General features: G+C 59.2%; 12 protein-coding genes. 5 read left to right on the forward strand and 7 right to left on the reverse strand.

The window, feature by feature from the left end; translation table 11 throughout:
* Positions 1-22: 22 nt before the first annotated feature.
* Complete coding sequence (locus tag BN1800_RS42885; protein WP_179213916.1) at positions 23-1,081, reverse strand: helix-turn-helix transcriptional regulator; 1,059 nt, start codon at positions 1,079-1,081, stop codon at positions 23-25.
* Positions 1,082-1,394: 313 nt separating this feature from the next.
* Between BN1800_RS42885 and BN1800_RS41600 the strand changes: the two genes are divergently transcribed.
* Positions 1,395-1,559: a hypothetical protein gene (locus BN1800_RS41600; RefSeq protein WP_179213917.1), complete on the forward strand. Its 165-nt coding sequence runs from the start codon at positions 1,395-1,397 to the stop codon at positions 1,557-1,559.
* Entirely contained in the window at positions 1,556-3,208 is a 1,653-nt protein-coding gene (locus BN1800_RS28515; protein WP_087002268.1) for a hypothetical protein, read from the forward strand. The genes BN1800_RS41600 and BN1800_RS28515 overlap by 4 nt, the downstream gene beginning before the upstream one ends.
* A gap of 110 nt (positions 3,209-3,318) precedes the next feature.
* On the opposite strand, the gene BN1800_RS28520 is transcribed toward BN1800_RS28515, so the two are convergent.
* Positions 3,319-4,674: a hypothetical protein gene (locus BN1800_RS28520; RefSeq protein ID WP_087002270.1), complete on the reverse strand. Its 1,356-nt coding sequence runs from the start codon at positions 4,672-4,674 to the stop codon at positions 3,319-3,321.
* A 251-nt stretch (positions 4,675-4,925) separates the two neighbouring features.
* On the reverse strand, positions 4,926-7,172 hold the full coding sequence (locus tag BN1800_RS28525; protein ID WP_244564685.1) for a YecA family protein: 2,247 nt from the start codon (positions 7,170-7,172) through the stop codon (positions 4,926-4,928).
* A 406-nt stretch (positions 7,173-7,578) separates the two neighbouring features.
* Between BN1800_RS28525 and BN1800_RS28530 the strand changes: the two genes are divergently transcribed.
* A complete protein-coding gene (locus BN1800_RS28530) occupies positions 7,579-10,827 on the forward strand; it encodes a hypothetical protein (protein WP_143534126.1) in 3,249 nt (1,082 codons plus the stop codon).
* Between the two features lie 62 nt (positions 10,828-10,889).
* Here BN1800_RS28530 and BN1800_RS28535 read toward each other — a convergent pair whose 3' ends face one another.
* Positions 10,890-11,336, reverse strand: coding sequence for a hypothetical protein (locus BN1800_RS28535; protein ID WP_087002275.1), 447 nt, complete (start codon positions 11,334-11,336; stop codon positions 10,890-10,892).
* Positions 11,337-11,418: 82 nt separating this feature from the next.
* A complete protein-coding gene (locus BN1800_RS28540; RefSeq protein WP_087002276.1) occupies positions 11,419-12,171 on the reverse strand; it encodes a hypothetical protein in 753 nt (250 codons plus the stop codon).
* A 996-nt stretch (positions 12,172-13,167) separates the two neighbouring features.
* Between BN1800_RS28540 and BN1800_RS28545 the strand changes: the two genes are divergently transcribed.
* Together BN1800_RS28545 and BN1800_RS28550 are read left to right on the forward strand one after the other, a co-directional pair.
* A complete protein-coding gene (locus BN1800_RS28545) occupies positions 13,168-13,359 on the forward strand; it encodes a hypothetical protein (protein WP_087002278.1) in 192 nt (63 codons plus the stop codon).
* A gap of 382 nt (positions 13,360-13,741) precedes the next feature.
* The gene (locus tag BN1800_RS28550; RefSeq protein WP_244564686.1) at positions 13,742-14,095 is read left to right on the forward strand and encodes a helix-turn-helix transcriptional regulator; all 354 of its coding nucleotides are present in this window, start codon (positions 13,742-13,744) and stop codon (positions 14,093-14,095) included.
* Here BN1800_RS28550 and BN1800_RS28555 read toward each other — a convergent pair.
* Positions 14,092-16,041 (reverse strand): AAA family ATPase, encoded by a 1,950-nt coding sequence (locus tag BN1800_RS28555; RefSeq protein ID WP_087002280.1) that lies wholly within the window; start codon positions 16,039-16,041, stop codon positions 14,092-14,094. The genes BN1800_RS28550 and BN1800_RS28555 overlap by 4 nt on opposite strands.
* A 3-nt stretch (positions 16,042-16,044) precedes the next feature.
* Positions 16,045-16,302: hypothetical protein (locus BN1800_RS28560; RefSeq protein ID WP_179213918.1), on the reverse strand; the 258-nt coding region annotated here is incomplete at its 5' end.

The following is a 16,302-nucleotide window of genomic DNA, read 5'->3' on the forward strand; positions in this document are numbered from 1 at the left end:
CGCGTTCGTGGGGATGGAGCGGTCAAAGAGGCCTGCTCAGATGGCCCAAGATGAGATGGACGAGTTCTGCCTGACGATGCACGCCGGTCTTCTCGAAAATGCGCGTGAGGTGTGTGCGGACGGTTGCCACCGAGACGCCCAGCCTCGCCGCGCATGCCTCCCGGCCGTCTCCGCGGGCAATTTCGAGCGCGACGCTCGCTTCGGCACGCGTCAGGCGGAGCAGTTGGCAAAGATGCGAGTTGGTCGCTTCCTGCCTCTTTGGCAAGTTATCGATCATGACAATGGCAAGAGGCTGCCCGACGCCGAATTGCGCCGGGCCGTGACAGGCTTGCCGTGGAATGGTCGCGACGGTAGCGCGTAAAGGCTCGCGATCTGGCCTCCGGATTTCGACGTCCTTGGGTGCAGAAACCTCGTTCGGCCTCGTGCAAAGACGGATGCACGTCCCAAGCTCCTTTTCTGTGTGTGCATCGGATGCCGTCAGAATCCTGCCTGATGAAGCTACACCGTCGCCGGCGGACAGAAGACGGTCCGCAATTTCATTCGTGAAGACAATTCGCGCATTTCGGTCGACGAGTATGATGCCCGCGTTTGGTCTGACGAGCGTTTCGCTTATCCCGGCAACAGCCGCGCGGGTAAGCAGGAGCTGCTCCGCCAGGCTGATCGACGTCTGAAGCGACGCCGCGAAAACCTGCAGCGTTGAGACATCTTCGCCGTCGTAGTCCGGGTATCCAAGCTTCCTGCCGACGACCAGATAGGCGGCGCGATGATATGCTTGCTCGAGTGGCAGGACCGCGCCACAAATCTTCCCCATGGCGAACGGCTCCGCGAGGTCACACGGCGCAAAGGTGGTTGACTGCGGATCGCGGTGCACGGCAGCGCTCAGCCACCGAGGCAGTCCCCCTTCGATCACTGCAGACTTGAATTTGTGAAGATGCCCGGTCGCCCCGGCGCCGAACACGGCGGCTCGTTCGGGGCCGCCATAGACCAGGAAGGCATTCTCGCTTCGAGTTGCCGCGGCAATGGACGACAGAGCGGCCATCCAGCCGTTCTCGGCGACCGGAGCGCTTTGGATCCGATGCATGGCCTCCACTAGAAGGTGTTCCATCCCTGCCATTGGTTCCCCTTTGGCCTGACAGACCACCGAGACATAGGACAAACGTCTGACGCGCTGAGAAGCGACAACTTATAGGGTGTGACTAGAATGAATGCATGGGTGGAATGACAACCCTTTCGCATGCCCCAGCGCCGCATGCCTTTGGCGGTTGTCTCCTCGGGCAATATACACGGCGCGGGGAGAGTTGCAATCCTACGTGGCGTTCGCAATGCCAGGCAACGACAGGGGCTCGCATCAGCCTCTACATCGAAAAATAGATGAGCCAATAAAGGAGGCGTTCATGAACTACCAGCCTATCTCGTTGATCGATGGTTCGGGTGAAGTCGAAGAGGCCAGGCGGCTGCAACAAAGGCAGACGATCAATGCCGCCTCGGTTCAGTTGGGCGCCGCCGTAAAGGCCGCTTCGGCTCTCGCGCGATGGGCCAACCGGAGGCGTAACCAGTGATTCAACCATCGATTTCACCAAAGGGTGTCGACGAGATCCTGTACGGACCAGGCGAGCGAAGAACTACCGTGCAATTGAGTGGCTTCACCGACCAGGCGCGACTGACGGCCGAGACTTCACTCACAAGCACCGAGGGCCTAAAGCTTCGGGTCGCATCCATGACTGCGGTCCGCTTCGTCGAAAAGGAAGTGTATATCGACGTCCTTCCCGGAGAAGTACCCGAAGGGCTTGAAACCGAAACCGAGGTTGTAACGGTCTGGGACGAGGAAGTTGTCCGGACAGTGCAGGGTGGTGGCCCCATCGACGTGGGACGTTCGGAGGCAGTCAAGCTCGATGTGTCGATCGAAGTGACTGACCCGGGGTTCAGGCGGGGTACCGGCGTTCTAATGATTACCTCGGGTGTATTCGAGAGACCAATCGCCGTACCGCTCGTCTTCCAAAGTGGAACCCTGGTCGACTTCAGCATAGCTCCCGAAGAACTTGGCGAGGAGCAGGGCGGGGTGGTTTCGGTCACGATTTCCGCAAGCCACCGCTCGGGACCGGGCGCGGAAGTCACATATGAGCTCATCGGTGATGCCGAGGCAGACCGTATCACCATGGAGCCAGCGACTGTGCGGCTCAAGCTTGAGCCCGGCGAGGCGAAGAAGGCGATTGCAGCCTTCAAGATCCCGAGAGATTGCGCACCAGAGGGTCATACACTCAGGATCCTCCAGCGTGGCGCATTTCCCGCAGATGGATGGCATGAACACACTGTCACGCTACACGTTAGGCCGGCACCTCCTCCCCCTCCACGACCGACGCTTACGCTTGAGACAGCCCGCGACAGCATTCAACAGGAATACTTGAGACATGGTGGGTCTTCCGGTCGTCTCGGATATCCCACGAGCCCAGTCAAGATGAGCCCATTCGGTGGTTTGGCGACCCGATATTATCGTGGAGGGAGGATCGATGCGACGTTGCGGGACGGACCTATTGGAGTAGTGAGCCAGGCCATCGTCACCTTCAAGGTCGGTGTGTACTTCCTGGGATTTCGCTGCATCAGGGAATCTGACCACGACCAGCTTACACCGACCGACGAGCCATATTTCATTCTCGCAATCGACAACGCCACCGGCAATCCAATTGTTCAAAAGATTGGTCCCTTCGAAAACATGGAGACTGGAAGCGAAATAGGTGCCGCCCAAATATTCAAGATCGACAATCTCACGCCAAATCCGCTCTCGATCAGGGTTATCGCCTATGAGAACGACCAAGGAGACCCGAGCGAGACCGCACGAAAGCTGCAAGAAAAAATGGTCGAACTCGCAAGAGCGGTTCAATCCCTCGCGGGAGCCGCCGGTGCAGATGCGGCCGATGGTCCGGGGATCGGGCCAACGGCCGCTGCGAGTGTGGTCGGCGCGCTCGCAGGTCCATTGGGGGCACTCCTGGCCGCGGGAATTGTCCAAATCCTTGATCTTGGCGATGACTACATCGGGCAGGGTGCGCAGCTCCTGTACGCAAGAACCGAGATGGCCGGATCCGACCCTCCCCGCCAGGGCTCATTCCAAGGGCAGGACTACAACGTGATGATCGAAATCAATGGACGGGCGGAAGGGCACTACCAACTGTTCTTCGACGTCGACGGAAAGATCATCGACGAGCGATCGTAGGGGTGTCTCCACCGAAAATCGGGCACAAACGCGCCTGGGATGCTCCTTTCCATCGACGGAGAACAGGCTCATGTAGTCCCGTCGTCGGCTATCCGATCAACGGTAACATGTCATCCGTTAGTCAACGCGTTTTCCGCTTGCTCTGCTGCCATCAGAGGATCCATGCTCGTTGGCATCGGCAGCGATCGTCGCAGGATCTCGTCCGTCAGTTCATGGACGAGTTCGATCATCGCGAGGATGCGGTCGTCCTCCTCCTTGTCCGAATCGATCGAGACGAGGGCGCCATGCATCACCCTGTTGCGCACGTAATCCCAGGCCTTCACGCCAGCAGTGCTGACGCGGCCGTCCCCGGCGAGGTGCCGCAGGCCTTTCGCAACCGTCAGGTCAGCCTTTCCCTTCACTGCGCGGATTGCCGCGGACTTCAGATCGTGGTCGCCTGACCATTTGTCAATGTGCGCAGCGAGCTCATTGATCGCCTTCTCGTCGGGGGTCGTGTCCTTGGTCTTCCTTGGAAACAGTTCAAGTGCCAACGCCTCCACCGTACTCGCGATCGTCAGAACCCAGACCCGGCGGGAGCCCAAGGCAGAGTGTATGATCTCCTCGTAGTGGCGTGTGATCAGATTCGCCTCGAAACATGGCTCGCCGTCGGAATCGTTCGAGGAGGCAAGGCGCACCAGCAAATGGCCGTACATCTTCCAGAACGCGGCCCTATCCGCTAGGTACCCTTTTCCACGCCAGAGACCGACCCAGTGCGGCAATCTGCGACCATCATCGAAGTCCCTCAGACCCACGGTCGCCGAGCCGTTCCCGAAGTCCCGATGGACCAGCTTGGGATAAATGAGCTCGCCGAACATGATCCGGAACGGTTCGGCAAGCCAGTTCTCCGCATAGGGAATCTGCAAACTGTCGGAGGTTGCGGCGGTCACCGAAAGGATGCTGGTTTCGGAGTCGAATTCGAAACGAATCGTTGTGCCGAGCAGATCGAGATCATGGCGCTCACCCGCGAAGTGATGGAACGCGTAGAACGATCTGCGTGAACGTGGGATTGCAATGCACAGCGCGATGGATGGCCGCGAAGCGTTGCCGGGAAGCCCTCCGACGAGAAGAGTATCGCTCTTACCCCGGCACAACATCTGGCCGGGCTGCCCCCCTTCGATCGGCTGCATGTGGGGTTCAATCCATCCGCCATTGCAGTGAAGGCCATCCCCTGTTTCGAACACCAGTCTGCATCTCAGCGCCGGGTCGTATTGGTTTTCCCGAACCTTGGTAAGCCAGCTCAGTGAATGCCGTAGATCTGGTGCGGTTCCGATCATCTCGAATTCGAAGGATCCGTCGTCGGTGATCCTGAACAGGCCGGATCCGACAAGGATGGGCTTGTCGAAATCCTTCCCGATGACCCTCATCGCAGGCGTGCGAATCTCACGCGGAAACCGGGTTAGATCAGTCCAGTCCGTGATTGTCGGCATGCTGCAATCTCCTTGCCTAGTCCTTGGTGACAGTCATTGATTTTCGATTGTGAATCGGATGATCCATTACAAGATGCGGATCTTGCGAAGCTCCAATGGGCCGTGCCGCAGAGAATGATGAGTACCTTCCGGTTTGGAAGATCTCGAGGTTCACGGCGGTTGTGGTGATCGCCTGTCAGCTATGCGGCTTCCGCGCCGGGTAGGTTTTGCGCGATACTGCTGCCCCCAAATCGCCTGGGCATCACGTTACGTTACCTACCGTGGCAACGCTTGAACTTCGTTCCACTTCCGCACCAGCAAGGTTCGTTGCGGCCCGGCCTAGTGTTAACGTTGGGCGTGAGGGCGATCAGACGATTGGGATCGCGAAGACGCTGGGCATCAAGGTAGACGTGCTCGTTTTCCGCTGTCCGAGCGGTGGGAACGGAAACCACAACATGCATGGCTCGAACGTAGCCGCCGCCATAATGTGCCCACGCTACCAGCGCTACCACCTCCTTTTCTCCCATCGCCATAGCGGAGGCGGCAGCCTTGTCTCTCATTCTTGCGAGGTTCGGCTCTGTCCCAGCCCGCTGAAGCCAGGCGAACAGGCCTGGGCGGCCTGGCATGTGGAAGTATCGACTTTCATGTGTATCAAGCGTCCGTCTGAACCTCGTCATTGTGTTTGCGAGGTTCTCGCGCCCATCAAAGCCGTAGTTGCGTACGGCGCTGTCGGCCGCGAGCCAGTTTGGCATCCTGGAGGAGGCCAACGCATCCAAGAGCGCCGCAATCTCGTCAGGCATATGCTGGCGAGGCGGAGGCCGCCTATCCCAATCTTCGCCGGCGAAGTGGCTATCGACGACCTCGCTCATTCCATCCCAGATCATCAGGCCCGGTCTTTTCTGTGCCCGCTGTTCAGCGATTGTCATGTCGAAGCGGTTCTTCTGGATGTAGGCGCCGAGATGGTCGAGTTCATCGAACAGCATCGCATCGCGCATTCCGGCGATAGCCTGCCGAACTTCCAGGTAATGCGCCAATTCTCCCATCGTGGGAAGGAATCGCTTCAGCACAAAGAGATCGTCGATCGACATGGAAATGAAAGGATGGTGGCCGAGCAGGGGCTGAACGCCCGGCAGTTCCTTGCACATCGCGGAGAAGGGCGAGAAGGATTCGACGGTGAGTCCGATTGGCAAGGCAAGTCTGTAGTCCGCGCGGCGAACACGCATCACTTCCACATGGCGTCCGTCTTCGAGCTTGAATAGCGGAACCTCATTAGCCGATGCAAGATACTCGAAGAAGCGGGCGCACTGCTCGTAGGCTTTCACGACGAGATCCTGAACCGAGCGGGTATGACGTGCGAAGTCTAATGCCGGCGACGCGACTGTCGCGGCGGCTCCCGACTTCGCTTCGACCAGGATCAAAACATCGTCAAGCATGATCAGTGTGTCGTTCTCCACCCACTGACGTGTCTTGGTATCGCGGTAATAGACCTCGCGGAGCACCTGCGCGCCATCCAATTGCGCCTTCAACAGGTCATGGAAGGCGTTCTCCGTGAGATCCCTCTGGCGATCGTCGAACTGCTTCTTGTAGTCGCGTCGACGTTCGCGGAGGCAATGAAGAAGGGCGCGGTAGCCAGAATCGCGGGTGAAGCAGGGATCGACGGCGTAGTATTGTCCCTCGAGTTCGATCAGCGGCTTCTTGCGAGCGGGAAGGGTGCGATAGGGAGTTCCTGACAGTTCTCCCTCGGCGAAGAATTCGGTTTCCTCTCCGCGACGAAACGCGAGATCGGAAAGCAGGGCTTCGGGAAGCTTGGTGTGCCTGCTTACATTGCAGATCCCACCACGCATCGCATCGTCCATGACGAAAGCCAATTCGTTCGTATCGGAGTTTTGAAGAAATGAATCGGTCGCGGACTCGAATGAAAGGCCGTTAGCCTCGGCGAATTCCTGCGTCTCGTCGACCTTCCGGGCGAGCATTTCAAACGCGATCCCTTGGCCTTCTCTTGATGCATTGGAGATGGCCTGAAACCCGGCAGCGATCTCCGCGCTTCCTACTCCATATACTTCGCGAAGGAGATCGTCGTGCGGTTGCAGAACGTAGGCGTAGAACTCCTCCTCGAGAACCTGATACCGATGGCCTCGAAGAAGAACCCATCCAGTCTTCGCACGAAACTCGACATCGCCGGTCTTCCGTCCGAAGACACCTTCATCCAAGACCTCGGAGCTTGCAATTGCGTAAGTCATCGCCTTCGAACGCAGCTTGTCGCCGATGTCGTGCAACGCAGCAGCCTTCTCCTCATCGAAGACAGGTTCGTCCGGCGGCGGCGACGCGGCGAGGATTGCGTGAAAGTACTCGAGCACGAATTGATCGCTGCCGATGCTCTGAGACCACAACGCCGCTCCGTCGGCATCCTCCATCGCGAACATCGCACGCACGGCACGCTGCCCGTAGATGTAACCGAGCAGATCTTTCGGTGGCATTGTCGAAACGATGTCGTAGAGTTGCTTTGCGAGTTCTTGCATTTCGGTTCTGGCACGCGTTAGCATGCGTTGCCGGAGCTCGGGCGAAATGCCTGTGAACTTTCGTTGCCTCGCTTTGCCCATTCGTCCCTCGTAATGATCTTGCCTGCGCTTAATCCTTGGCGGTTCAGGCGTCGTCGGGAAAGAGGACGCCGTGGCTTCGAGACATTCACCCCCAGAATTTAGTCCCACGCCCCCGCCGAGAAGGAAATCTTCTACCGTCGTCGCACTGCGAGCAAGAATATTGGGGATGGAAGTCCTTTATCGCTTAGTCTCGCAGCGCAGACATTGAGCTCTTGCGATAGCATGGCGCATGTCTGATTTTTCCGATGAACCGCACGAGAAACGGATCTTCCAACCGTCTGAATACATGCGGCAAAGGCGACCGCATTTGTTCTCGGATACCACCGTGCGCTCCGCGCCAGCGATAGACAGGGACACCCTGTCCTACCACCTCGAATCCTTGACGAGTCGCAAGGATGAAGGCGTTTTCGAATCCTTTGCCAAGAGGCTGGCCGAGAAGTTCATCTCGCCCAATATTCGGCCCCAGACTGGACCCATCGGCGGCGGCGACGGAAAGACCGACGCCGAGACTCACCCAGTCTCCAGAATTGTCGCTCTCCGCTGGTGGCTCCCGGATATCGACGCGGCCGATCAGCGCTTCGCGTTTGCATTTAGTGCGAAGAAGGACTGGAAGGCGAAGGTTAAGGCCGATGTCGCATCGATCGCCGGGACCGGTCGTTCGTATCCGAGAATCATCTTCATCACGAGCAGGTTCGCTCCGGCCAAGGACAGCGCCGGGATCCAAGACGAGCTGGAGGCTCAACACGGAATCCCAGTAACCATACTTGACCGAACCTGGATCCTTGAGAAGGTCTTCGAAGGGGACAGTATCGATATCGCCGTCGAGATCCTTGGCGTGGGGAAAGGCACCGAAAAGGCAGTTCCGGAAATCGGGCCGGAAGACGCCCGGCGGCTTGGGGAGCTCGAAAAGCTTGAGCGGCGGATCGCGGACGGAGCCGAATACAAGGTCGCCCCTTCTGCACTGATCGAGGATTGCCACACGGCGGCTCTGCTCGCGCGCGGCGTCGAAAAGCCGCGGCACGAGGTCGATGGACGCTTCCTCCGAGCCGTGCGCCTGGCGAAGGAACACTCGCTACCGAAACTGGAGCTGGCCGTAACTTATGACTGGGCCTGGACCACGTATTTCTGGTTCGATGACGTGAAGACATTGAGCCAGTTGTACGAGGAGGTCGAACGACTTGCGCTGCCTAGCGACACGTCCGTTGATCTCGAGCGCATTTCGAATCTTCTCACGCTTTTCCACGCAGCGGTACGATTTGGGACGATCAGTCGGGATGATGCAAAGCTGGATCAGCGCACCCGGAGTCTGGACGAGGCACTTGCCGCCGTAAGAGCCGACGGTTCGCGTCCTAACAATGCACTGCACGCGCATGCCTTGGCGCTCATGTTGAGGCTGACCCAGTACGTGAACGGTACGACGGTCGATCCGATCGACGATGGCAGCCTTCGCGCCTTGTGGGACGAGTTCACGGAAGTCATCAAAGACTCGAAAGGGCTCGGAACATTTCCGTTCGAACAGATGGCCGACACCCTTACCGAGGTCGGGCACTTCGTTCCCGAATGCGATGAATTCGATCGTCTCTACGAGGCCCTGACGGACGCCGTTGTCGAGCGCCGCAGCGAAGGCGAGGGAGCGAAACGCAACTGCGAGCGCGCTTGGCAGAAGCTCGAAAAGGATCTGCCGTATGAGGCGATCCGCTGGTTCGGCCGCGCTGTCAGTCTGCTGGTCAAGGCCGAATACAGGCATGAGCTGATCGACGCCCTCGTAGGATCGAGCGCCGCGTACGAGAAAGCCGGACTGCTATGGGCGTCACGGAACTACGCGCTTGCGGCGGTCTCCATGCACTGCGGCGAGTTTCAGCGCTCGGGCTCGATATCGGATCTCTCGCCGCGGACGCTTGTGAGATGGCTGGCGACTGAAATCCAACTCGGACGAATCCCATACATCCTCGATGCCTACCACATGTTTATGACAGTTCTCTCTGGTCGACTGCCTACAGCGAGGCGCGACGAGGTTCTCTCCCGGGAGCAAACGCGCTTTGGCGGGGTCATCGGAACCCTGTTGCTGAGAACGCCGTTCGATGTCCTCGGCGACGTGGCGAAACTACCTGATGGCTTGGAGCGCATAGGACTGTTGCAGGCACGCATGGCACTCCTGCATCTGATGGGCCAGGAGGATCTTCTTCGCGAGGAGGGTTCGGTTCCGGAGGAGGTGCCGCCTGAGGAATACGCCGACTTCTTCGATCAGTTTGCCGCCGTCGGAAATGAACTCGGTGTCGCCGAAACTCCTGACTACCTACTATCTCCATCGGTGATCTTGCGGTCGAAGGTGCTCGGTTGCGAGATCGAAATCGTCTGCGACAACAACACAACGTCGATCTCGATCAGCGAGAGCTTGCTTGGAACCATTGAGTGCATCCTGGCGACGAGCCTCGGCCACCGCATGTTTCCGATGGTCGACAAGCTTCGGCTAAGGGTGAGAGTTGTCAGCGAAGCCGGGGTCGCGCCAAAGCTGACCTTCGCTGACGAGAATGGCCGCTCCGTGGGTACGGTGACCCACCGCGGGCGCCTGACATATCGCACCGTCGAGGAAACCAGAACGTATCCGGACTGGCTGGCCAAGGCTTCCACAGAGATCTTCCAGAGGCTTGTCCAGCCGGACGACCTCGACGGCTGGGGCCGAACCGTCATCAAACAGGAGAGCGGCTTCAGCCGAGCAGTGACGTTCTCCAACGTTCCGAACAATATCGGTGTGATTTTCGGTGATCGCAGCGCGCCGACGATCGACGAGTGGATCGAAGAGGAAGACATTCGATACGATGTCTTGCGGGACCGCGCCTGGAAGCCATCTCATCGGAACACCGCTGAGGATAAACGCAACGAACCCGCCGTATTCGGCGAAGGTGAACCGCCGGAAGGTATGTTCGACCCCGAGCGCATGAGGCACAGCGACTTCCGGGTGATCAGTCCGATCGACATCGAGAAATGGAATGCAGGTAAGTGGCGGGCCGTCTTCTTCATGACGGTCGATGGAAACGGTCCTCCGCCAGTGATGTGCCTTGCCTTTCTCAACGCCGATCCGGGCAGAGCGATCTTCGAATCCTGGCAGGCGCTGTATGGTCTCGATGATCCTGACGGAAACATCCGGATTGCTTTCATCCGCCGAGTTCGATCGTCGAACCCGCATGCCTATGCGGTAATCGTCGGACCCGATCCCAACAAGCTCGGCGAACAGTCGGGAAATTTTTTCGAGTTCGTCTCTCGATATCAGGTGATGACTCCCGACTCTTCCGAGAATCTCGATCGGTTCTTGAAGTCTTATGAGGACCATGGACGATTCCTGATCGGGCCTGCCTATCTGCCGTCACTCACCGCGGCTCCTCGTCCGATGCTTGAGACCGTCCTCGGCAAGTATTCACTCGTAGTGAGAGAGGCGTGGGAGATCGGCGAGAACGATCCAGACAGCGTCGTGTTCGACCTCGATGACCCTCCAGTCATTCCGGCGAACCAGCCGAACGCACCTGCCAAGAAAGCATTGGAAAGGCTGCGTACGCGTCGAAAATCGCGTCCGTGATAAGAAGCAGCCTTGTTGCGGAAACGAGTTGCCGCTCCGCAGTGCGAGAGATGAGCTACGCTTCATCCGCCTCCGACTTTACTTCGTTGTCCGGTGTGATCACCCGAGCATGCGCATGAGCTGAAGCAAACTCGTCGGTCGCGCTGCGCCTTCGTTGGGCGCGCGTTTTGCTTCCGGAACCTGAGGGTATCGATCAGCAATCGCTTGCAATGGCGTTTCACTTGATCATCGAGGAGACCTTGAAATCCGGCTGCCGACGGATCTTGACAATTGACGAACCGACGCCGCGCTCGGACGCGGACCTCAACAATGTAGTCCCTCTCGCTGGCATCGACTTGCTCGGACTCAACTTTTCCCCCCACTGAAAAAACGCGTGTCTGCATTCCGGCAAGTTGCCTTTCTCCCGCCTTAGGGATTGTGCGGCTCTTCTCTTCCTTCGACGAGACTTTCTTACGAATTCTTTCCTCGAAGGTTTTGACAATTTGGTCGGCTCGTTCGGCGTCGCTCATGGGTTTTCCCTCTATGGATTTCATCAACAAGGGTCTGCCCCGCGGATGCACTCGTCAACTGCCCGCGTCGCGCAGGCAGACCTTATCGCCCCAGGGTCTTGGTGGTCGAGTGATCCGCCGGGCCGCCGGGAGTGGTGTTGGTCTCTGGCTGCGCGACCGGATCGAATTCGTCGGAGACATCTGGCGCTACAGTCGGGTAGATCAATTGCTCCGGTATGAGTGAGCCTGAAACAAGCAACTCTTTGGTCGAACCCAATTTGTAGCCGAGCCGTCCGTCAGCGGATGCCAACAGCAATCGGATATCCGGCGCGGTTTCAAGCACTCCATCGACCACCTCGCCGACAAGCTTTTCCGAGAGTATGAGGCCGTATGGGGATTCCGCAGCAAAGATGGTCTGGTGAAACAGGTCCGTGAAGGCTACTGGGTTCGCTTCCAACGAATATTGTCTGGGGCGGTCCTTGTCGCCATTCGCAATGGTAGTGGCTGCCAGCGTACGAACGTCGACCGCTCGCGGCAGGTGCTTTGGGAACCAACCCGCATAAAAGCACCAGTCGCGATTCGTGCGGGTAAGCACTCGCCCGCGCAGGTCGGTGCGCAATATTGTCTCCAACTGGTATCGCGTATCCCCGGGCTCGAAGCCTCTGTTCGCAATATTGACCGCCTCCCTCAGCGAGGGAGAGAGGACAAAGGCCCGAGCTGCTCTCGAACGGGCCGCGGCTGCGAAAATCTTTGATGCGTCGTCGGTCAGTTCCGGCTTCGCTTTGCCGTTCGAATTGGTCTCGTGGTCGATGGCGATTTTCAGATTCTTTGCTCCACCCAGTTTTGCCTGAACCACATCAACAGCTCGTCGAAAACCTCAATTGCTTCCAAATTCATTGGAAAACTCCGCTCTTGCGCATGCAGTGCGCCTCGATACGATGTCGATGGGCACGCTGCCAAAATTGTAGGATTACTCTGGTTGTGATCAGTCGCTGTTCTCGGGGCAGCATTCGGAATCTAGGGTTCCGTGGTGCGCTACCCGATGGAATCAAACACCGAGCTGGACAATCAGCCTTGCGGCTCCATAGCTAGTCACATCTTCGAAGTCGATCCAAGCTGTTGGCGGGGGTGTCTTCGTCAGACACGTAAATGGCGTTGGGGTTTTCATAGAGAGGGTGGTGATCGGGAACGATCAGTGTTTCGAGCATAGTTGACCTGCCTGAGTTGCGGTGCGGCCCACCTACTAGGCATGGGGAATTAATGGGTTGTAATTTTTAGGCGCGCCCGTTCGTCTGGTTGTGGACGCGGTAAAACCTTCCTAAACGAGAAAGGTCAAAGTTCCTTAGAAAGCAGTAACTTTGATGCCGCCAATGTCTTCGGAAACCGTCATTCGACGGCGTTGAAGAGTCGGTCATCTGGGGCAAGGTCGCCCGCTTGACGCTTCAGGCGCACACCTAACGCGCAGAAACTACCAAACCAGGGCTCTCAGGCGCAAACCTACGCGGGCGCACTATGCCAAGCTGGTGGACGCTGATGCCAAGCACTACAACAGACGTAGCGTTGGTGATGCTTCGAACCTTCAGCCTTTGGAATCGGAATCGGCAAATCTATCTAACTGAGCTACGGGCTTAGGTGTTGCCGCGCGCCCAGGCGCAAGCTGGCGCATATCGGCTCAGACGCGGGCGCGCTGTAAGGAACTGGTGGGTTGGAGCTGCTCGAGAGGCTAAAGCCGAGACGAGGCCGAGCCTGTTCACAATCGTGCGCGTTCCTGACGCCCGTGCACCTCAGGCGCTGCTCCATGGTTGACGCCGGTCTCCTGCAAGCTAAGCTGCAGTGATGTTCGGAGGAGCGGATGAATAGACGGACCAAAAACGATGTTGATAAGGCCGCGACCTCCAAGGACCGGGTAGAGCCCAATGCATTCGAGGGGATGACGGTCATGGAGGCGCTGGAGGTGGTCGGCTTCAGCTCGGCACTTAGGCCCAGGATCCTTCTGCCGCAGGGCAAGCCGAGGGAGCCGCTAAGGCGCTCCCGCAAGAAATAAGTGGCAAGGCCTGCACGGCGAACGTGACTGGTGCCGCTTCCGAAATGTCCTCGCCCGCAGGTCGGGCCGACTTATCGAGTTTGCGCTGACGGGTCGAGGCAAAAACCATGTCCGATCGAGAACTCTCGGATCCAATCACCATGCGGCTGCCCTGGAGGAGCTGTGAGAGATCGAAGAAATTGCCGCAATATGCACCGCACAGACTCGTAGCAGGGCAGGGCGGCTGTCACGGCGTCCGTTAACGCATTTGCTCTGTTCACGACAGGGGCAATAATCATCCAGGCGAGCCTCAGCACAAATCCTTGCCAATCCTATTTTAGTAAGAGTTCAGTAGCTGCCCGAGGATGGACAGGAACAGCCCGAGTCCGGACTTCACTATACGATGGTTGCCGTAGCGGCCGAATCCTTAATTGTTGACAAATTTGTAGATTTACAGCCTGCTCCATTCATGGATTCGATCTCTGAAATCATGCGCGTGCTCAGGGCTGCACGCGCGCTGGCAGGACTCAGTCAGGAGGAAGTGGCGGAGCTAGCCGGCGTCAGTCGGCAGATCGTCGTAAGGATCGAGCAAGGCCAGAACAACGTGCTGGTCGAGGCCGTCGACAAGGTGCGCATGGCACTCGAATCCAAAGGCGTGGCGTTCATCGACGCCACGCGGGAGCATGGTCCGGGCGTCGCCATGACGCGGCGCCCGTCCGCAGTCGACACAGACGCTCAAGGATTCGGCGACGGCTAGCGGACGTTACCTTTCTTCGGTCGGTCCGGCGGATGCCTCCGGACAATGGCCTGCACGTCCTCCGGCTCGAGGATCTCCCGTTCCAGCAGTTGTCCAGCCAGGGCCTGGACCGCGCCGAGATGACTCCTGACGATGGCCTTCGCCCGCGACAACTGCTCTGCGAGAATGCCGTCGATCTCCCTTCTCGCCATCGCGGGAATGCCGCCGCTCCAGTCCAGGCCGGGATGGTCGTCCTCCACCAGAAATGACAGGCTTCGCCCCATGCCGTAGCTGCAGACCATCCGCGTGGCGATCGATGTTGCCTTGTGAAGGTCGCTGCCGCGCCCCCCTCCCGCACCGGCCGATCGTGCGCCGAACAGCACCTCTTCCGCCGCAGTTCCCCCGAGTATTCTGCATATTTGCACTTCCAGCGAAGCCCGTGTCTCCAGCCCTCCTGGATCGTCCAGGTATCGCGTCATGCCCTGGACGGGTGCATCGGATGAGAACGTCCTGAACTGCTTGCGCATCGAGACGCTCGCCCTGCAACCCGGCTGGAGCGCGATGGCGACAACGGCATGGCCGCTCTCGTGCGCCGCGACGCGGCGCGCGGTTTGCGCGGAAAGTGTCTGGAGCGGCGGCAGCGCTCCGGCGACGTGGGCGGGACCGGCCGGCTGCCGCACCGCCCTGGCAATTCGCCTTGCCTCCCTGGCCAGCTTCTCCAGGTCGGAGCCGCTCCATCCCCTGAGATCGGTGGCGATCGTCCGAATCTCCTGTTCGTCGGCCGAGACGCGCAGGTGGAAACGCAATATCTCCGCGCGCTCGTCTTCGTCCGGCAGATCCATTCTGACATGGCGTTCGATCCTGCCGCTTCGGAGGAGGGCGCGGTCGACCGCTTCCGGGAAGTTGGTGGCTGCGACCACTACGATTCCCTGCCTCCCGTCGACGCCGTCGATGCATTCCAGGAGCGAGTTCACGACCTGGGTCTGATAGCCGACATGATGGCCCGAGAATTTCGTTCTGTCGCCGATCGAATCCAACTCGTCCAGGAACACGATCGCCGGCTGCGATTCCCTGGCCTGCTCGAAGGTCGATCTCATCGCCGCAAGGAGATCCCCGAGATGTCCCTTGGCCTGCCATTTCGCCACCGATGCCGCTATCAGCGGGATGCCGCACATCTTCGCGAGAGCGCGGGCAAAGAGGGTCTTGCCGGTTCCGGGGGGGCCGTGGAGAAGGATTCCGCGATCGAGATCGGCCCAGGCGATCTCACCTGACCGCGCACGCTCCAAATCCTTGGCGAAGGAACGCGCCCAAGGCTTCACGCCCCTGTATCCGGGCAGTTCTTCCAGGCTGGGTTCGTCGTCCGCTGTGGTGCCAGGCGCGGAGGAGCGGAGGATCCGCGCATGGTCCGATGTGAGGCTGAACTTCGTGACGACCGGAGCCAGCATCACGACGTCGTTGCCGGCGAGGAGTTCCGCCGTGTCGGGCCGGATCGGGTTTCGGCCGAGCAGCGACCGGGCCGCCACGATGTGCGCGGCCGAGGGCCGCGGCAAGTCGATGACCGCGTCGGCCGCCGCCGCCAGTTCTATCGGCAGGTCCCTTCTGTGCCTGGCGAGGACGAGGATCGCAGGAAACTTCCCATAGGATCGAAGAAGCTCATTGCCTTCCGGCGTCGGGCTTTTGTTGCGTGGCTTGGACTCGATGGAATGGACCAGCGCCTTGCGAGGGCGCGTCTCGGTCCAATCCTGGGAGCGGCCGTTCACGAAAAACTCGGTCGCCGCCTCGTAGATCCCCAGATTGATCGCCGCCTCCGCGATCAGCACGACGATGGTCGGGCGCCCCCGCCTGAGCAAGTGCTGTGACCGCAACGCCCTGCCCACGCAGCAGTAGGCTAGGAAAAGCGCCGGCGACTGCCAGATCTTTCGAAACTGCCCGGCTTCGAGCATTCCCAGCGATGAGTTCTTCCCCATTTCTCAGATCTCCCCGTCCACGCTCCATCGCCGCAGCGAGTCCTCGGCCACCGGCGAGGGGTGACCGATGCGGTACCAGCGCTGGGACGAGCGTGCGATTCCTTGCTGAAGCGAGAAGATGTGGAGCGGGGCGGTGAAGCTCATCGAACTGCGCTCCCCGTGATGCTCGCCGCTGTCGCCGGGATACGTGATGAACCCCACCAGCGTCGGCACGATGAACTTCTCGATGAACCATTGCTCGACGACAGGCGTCTGGCTGGC

The organism is Rhizobium sullae (genome assembly GCF_900169785.1).
Lineage (GTDB): Bacteria > Pseudomonadota > Alphaproteobacteria > Rhizobiales > Rhizobiaceae > Rhizobium > Rhizobium sullae.

Coding starts and splice junctions, on each gene's coding strand:
- BN1800_RS28545 (WP_087002278.1), top strand. CDS start 13,168: ATGAATAGACGGACCAAAAACGATGTTGATAAGGCCGCGACCTCCAAG.
- BN1800_RS42885 (WP_179213916.1), bottom strand. CDS start 1,081: ATGCATCGGATCCAAAGCGCTCCGGTCGCCGAGAACGGCTGGATGGCC.
- BN1800_RS28550 (WP_244564686.1), top strand. CDS start 13,742: ATGGTTGCCGTAGCGGCCGAATCCTTAATTGTTGACAAATTTGTAGAT.
- BN1800_RS28535 (WP_087002275.1), bottom strand. CDS start 11,336: ATGAGCGACGCCGAACGAGCCGACCAAATTGTCAAAACCTTCGAGGAA.
- BN1800_RS28520 (WP_087002270.1), bottom strand. CDS start 4,674: ATGCCGACAATCACGGACTGGACTGATCTAACCCGGTTTCCGCGTGAG.
- BN1800_RS41600 (WP_179213917.1), top strand. CDS start 1,395: ATGAACTACCAGCCTATCTCGTTGATCGATGGTTCGGGTGAAGTCGAA.
- BN1800_RS28525 (WP_244564685.1), bottom strand. CDS start 7,172: ATGCAAGAACTCGCAAAGCAACTCTACGACATCGTTTCGACAATGCCA.
- BN1800_RS28555 (WP_087002280.1), bottom strand. CDS start 16,041: ATGGGGAAGAACTCATCGCTGGGAATGCTCGAAGCCGGGCAGTTTCGA.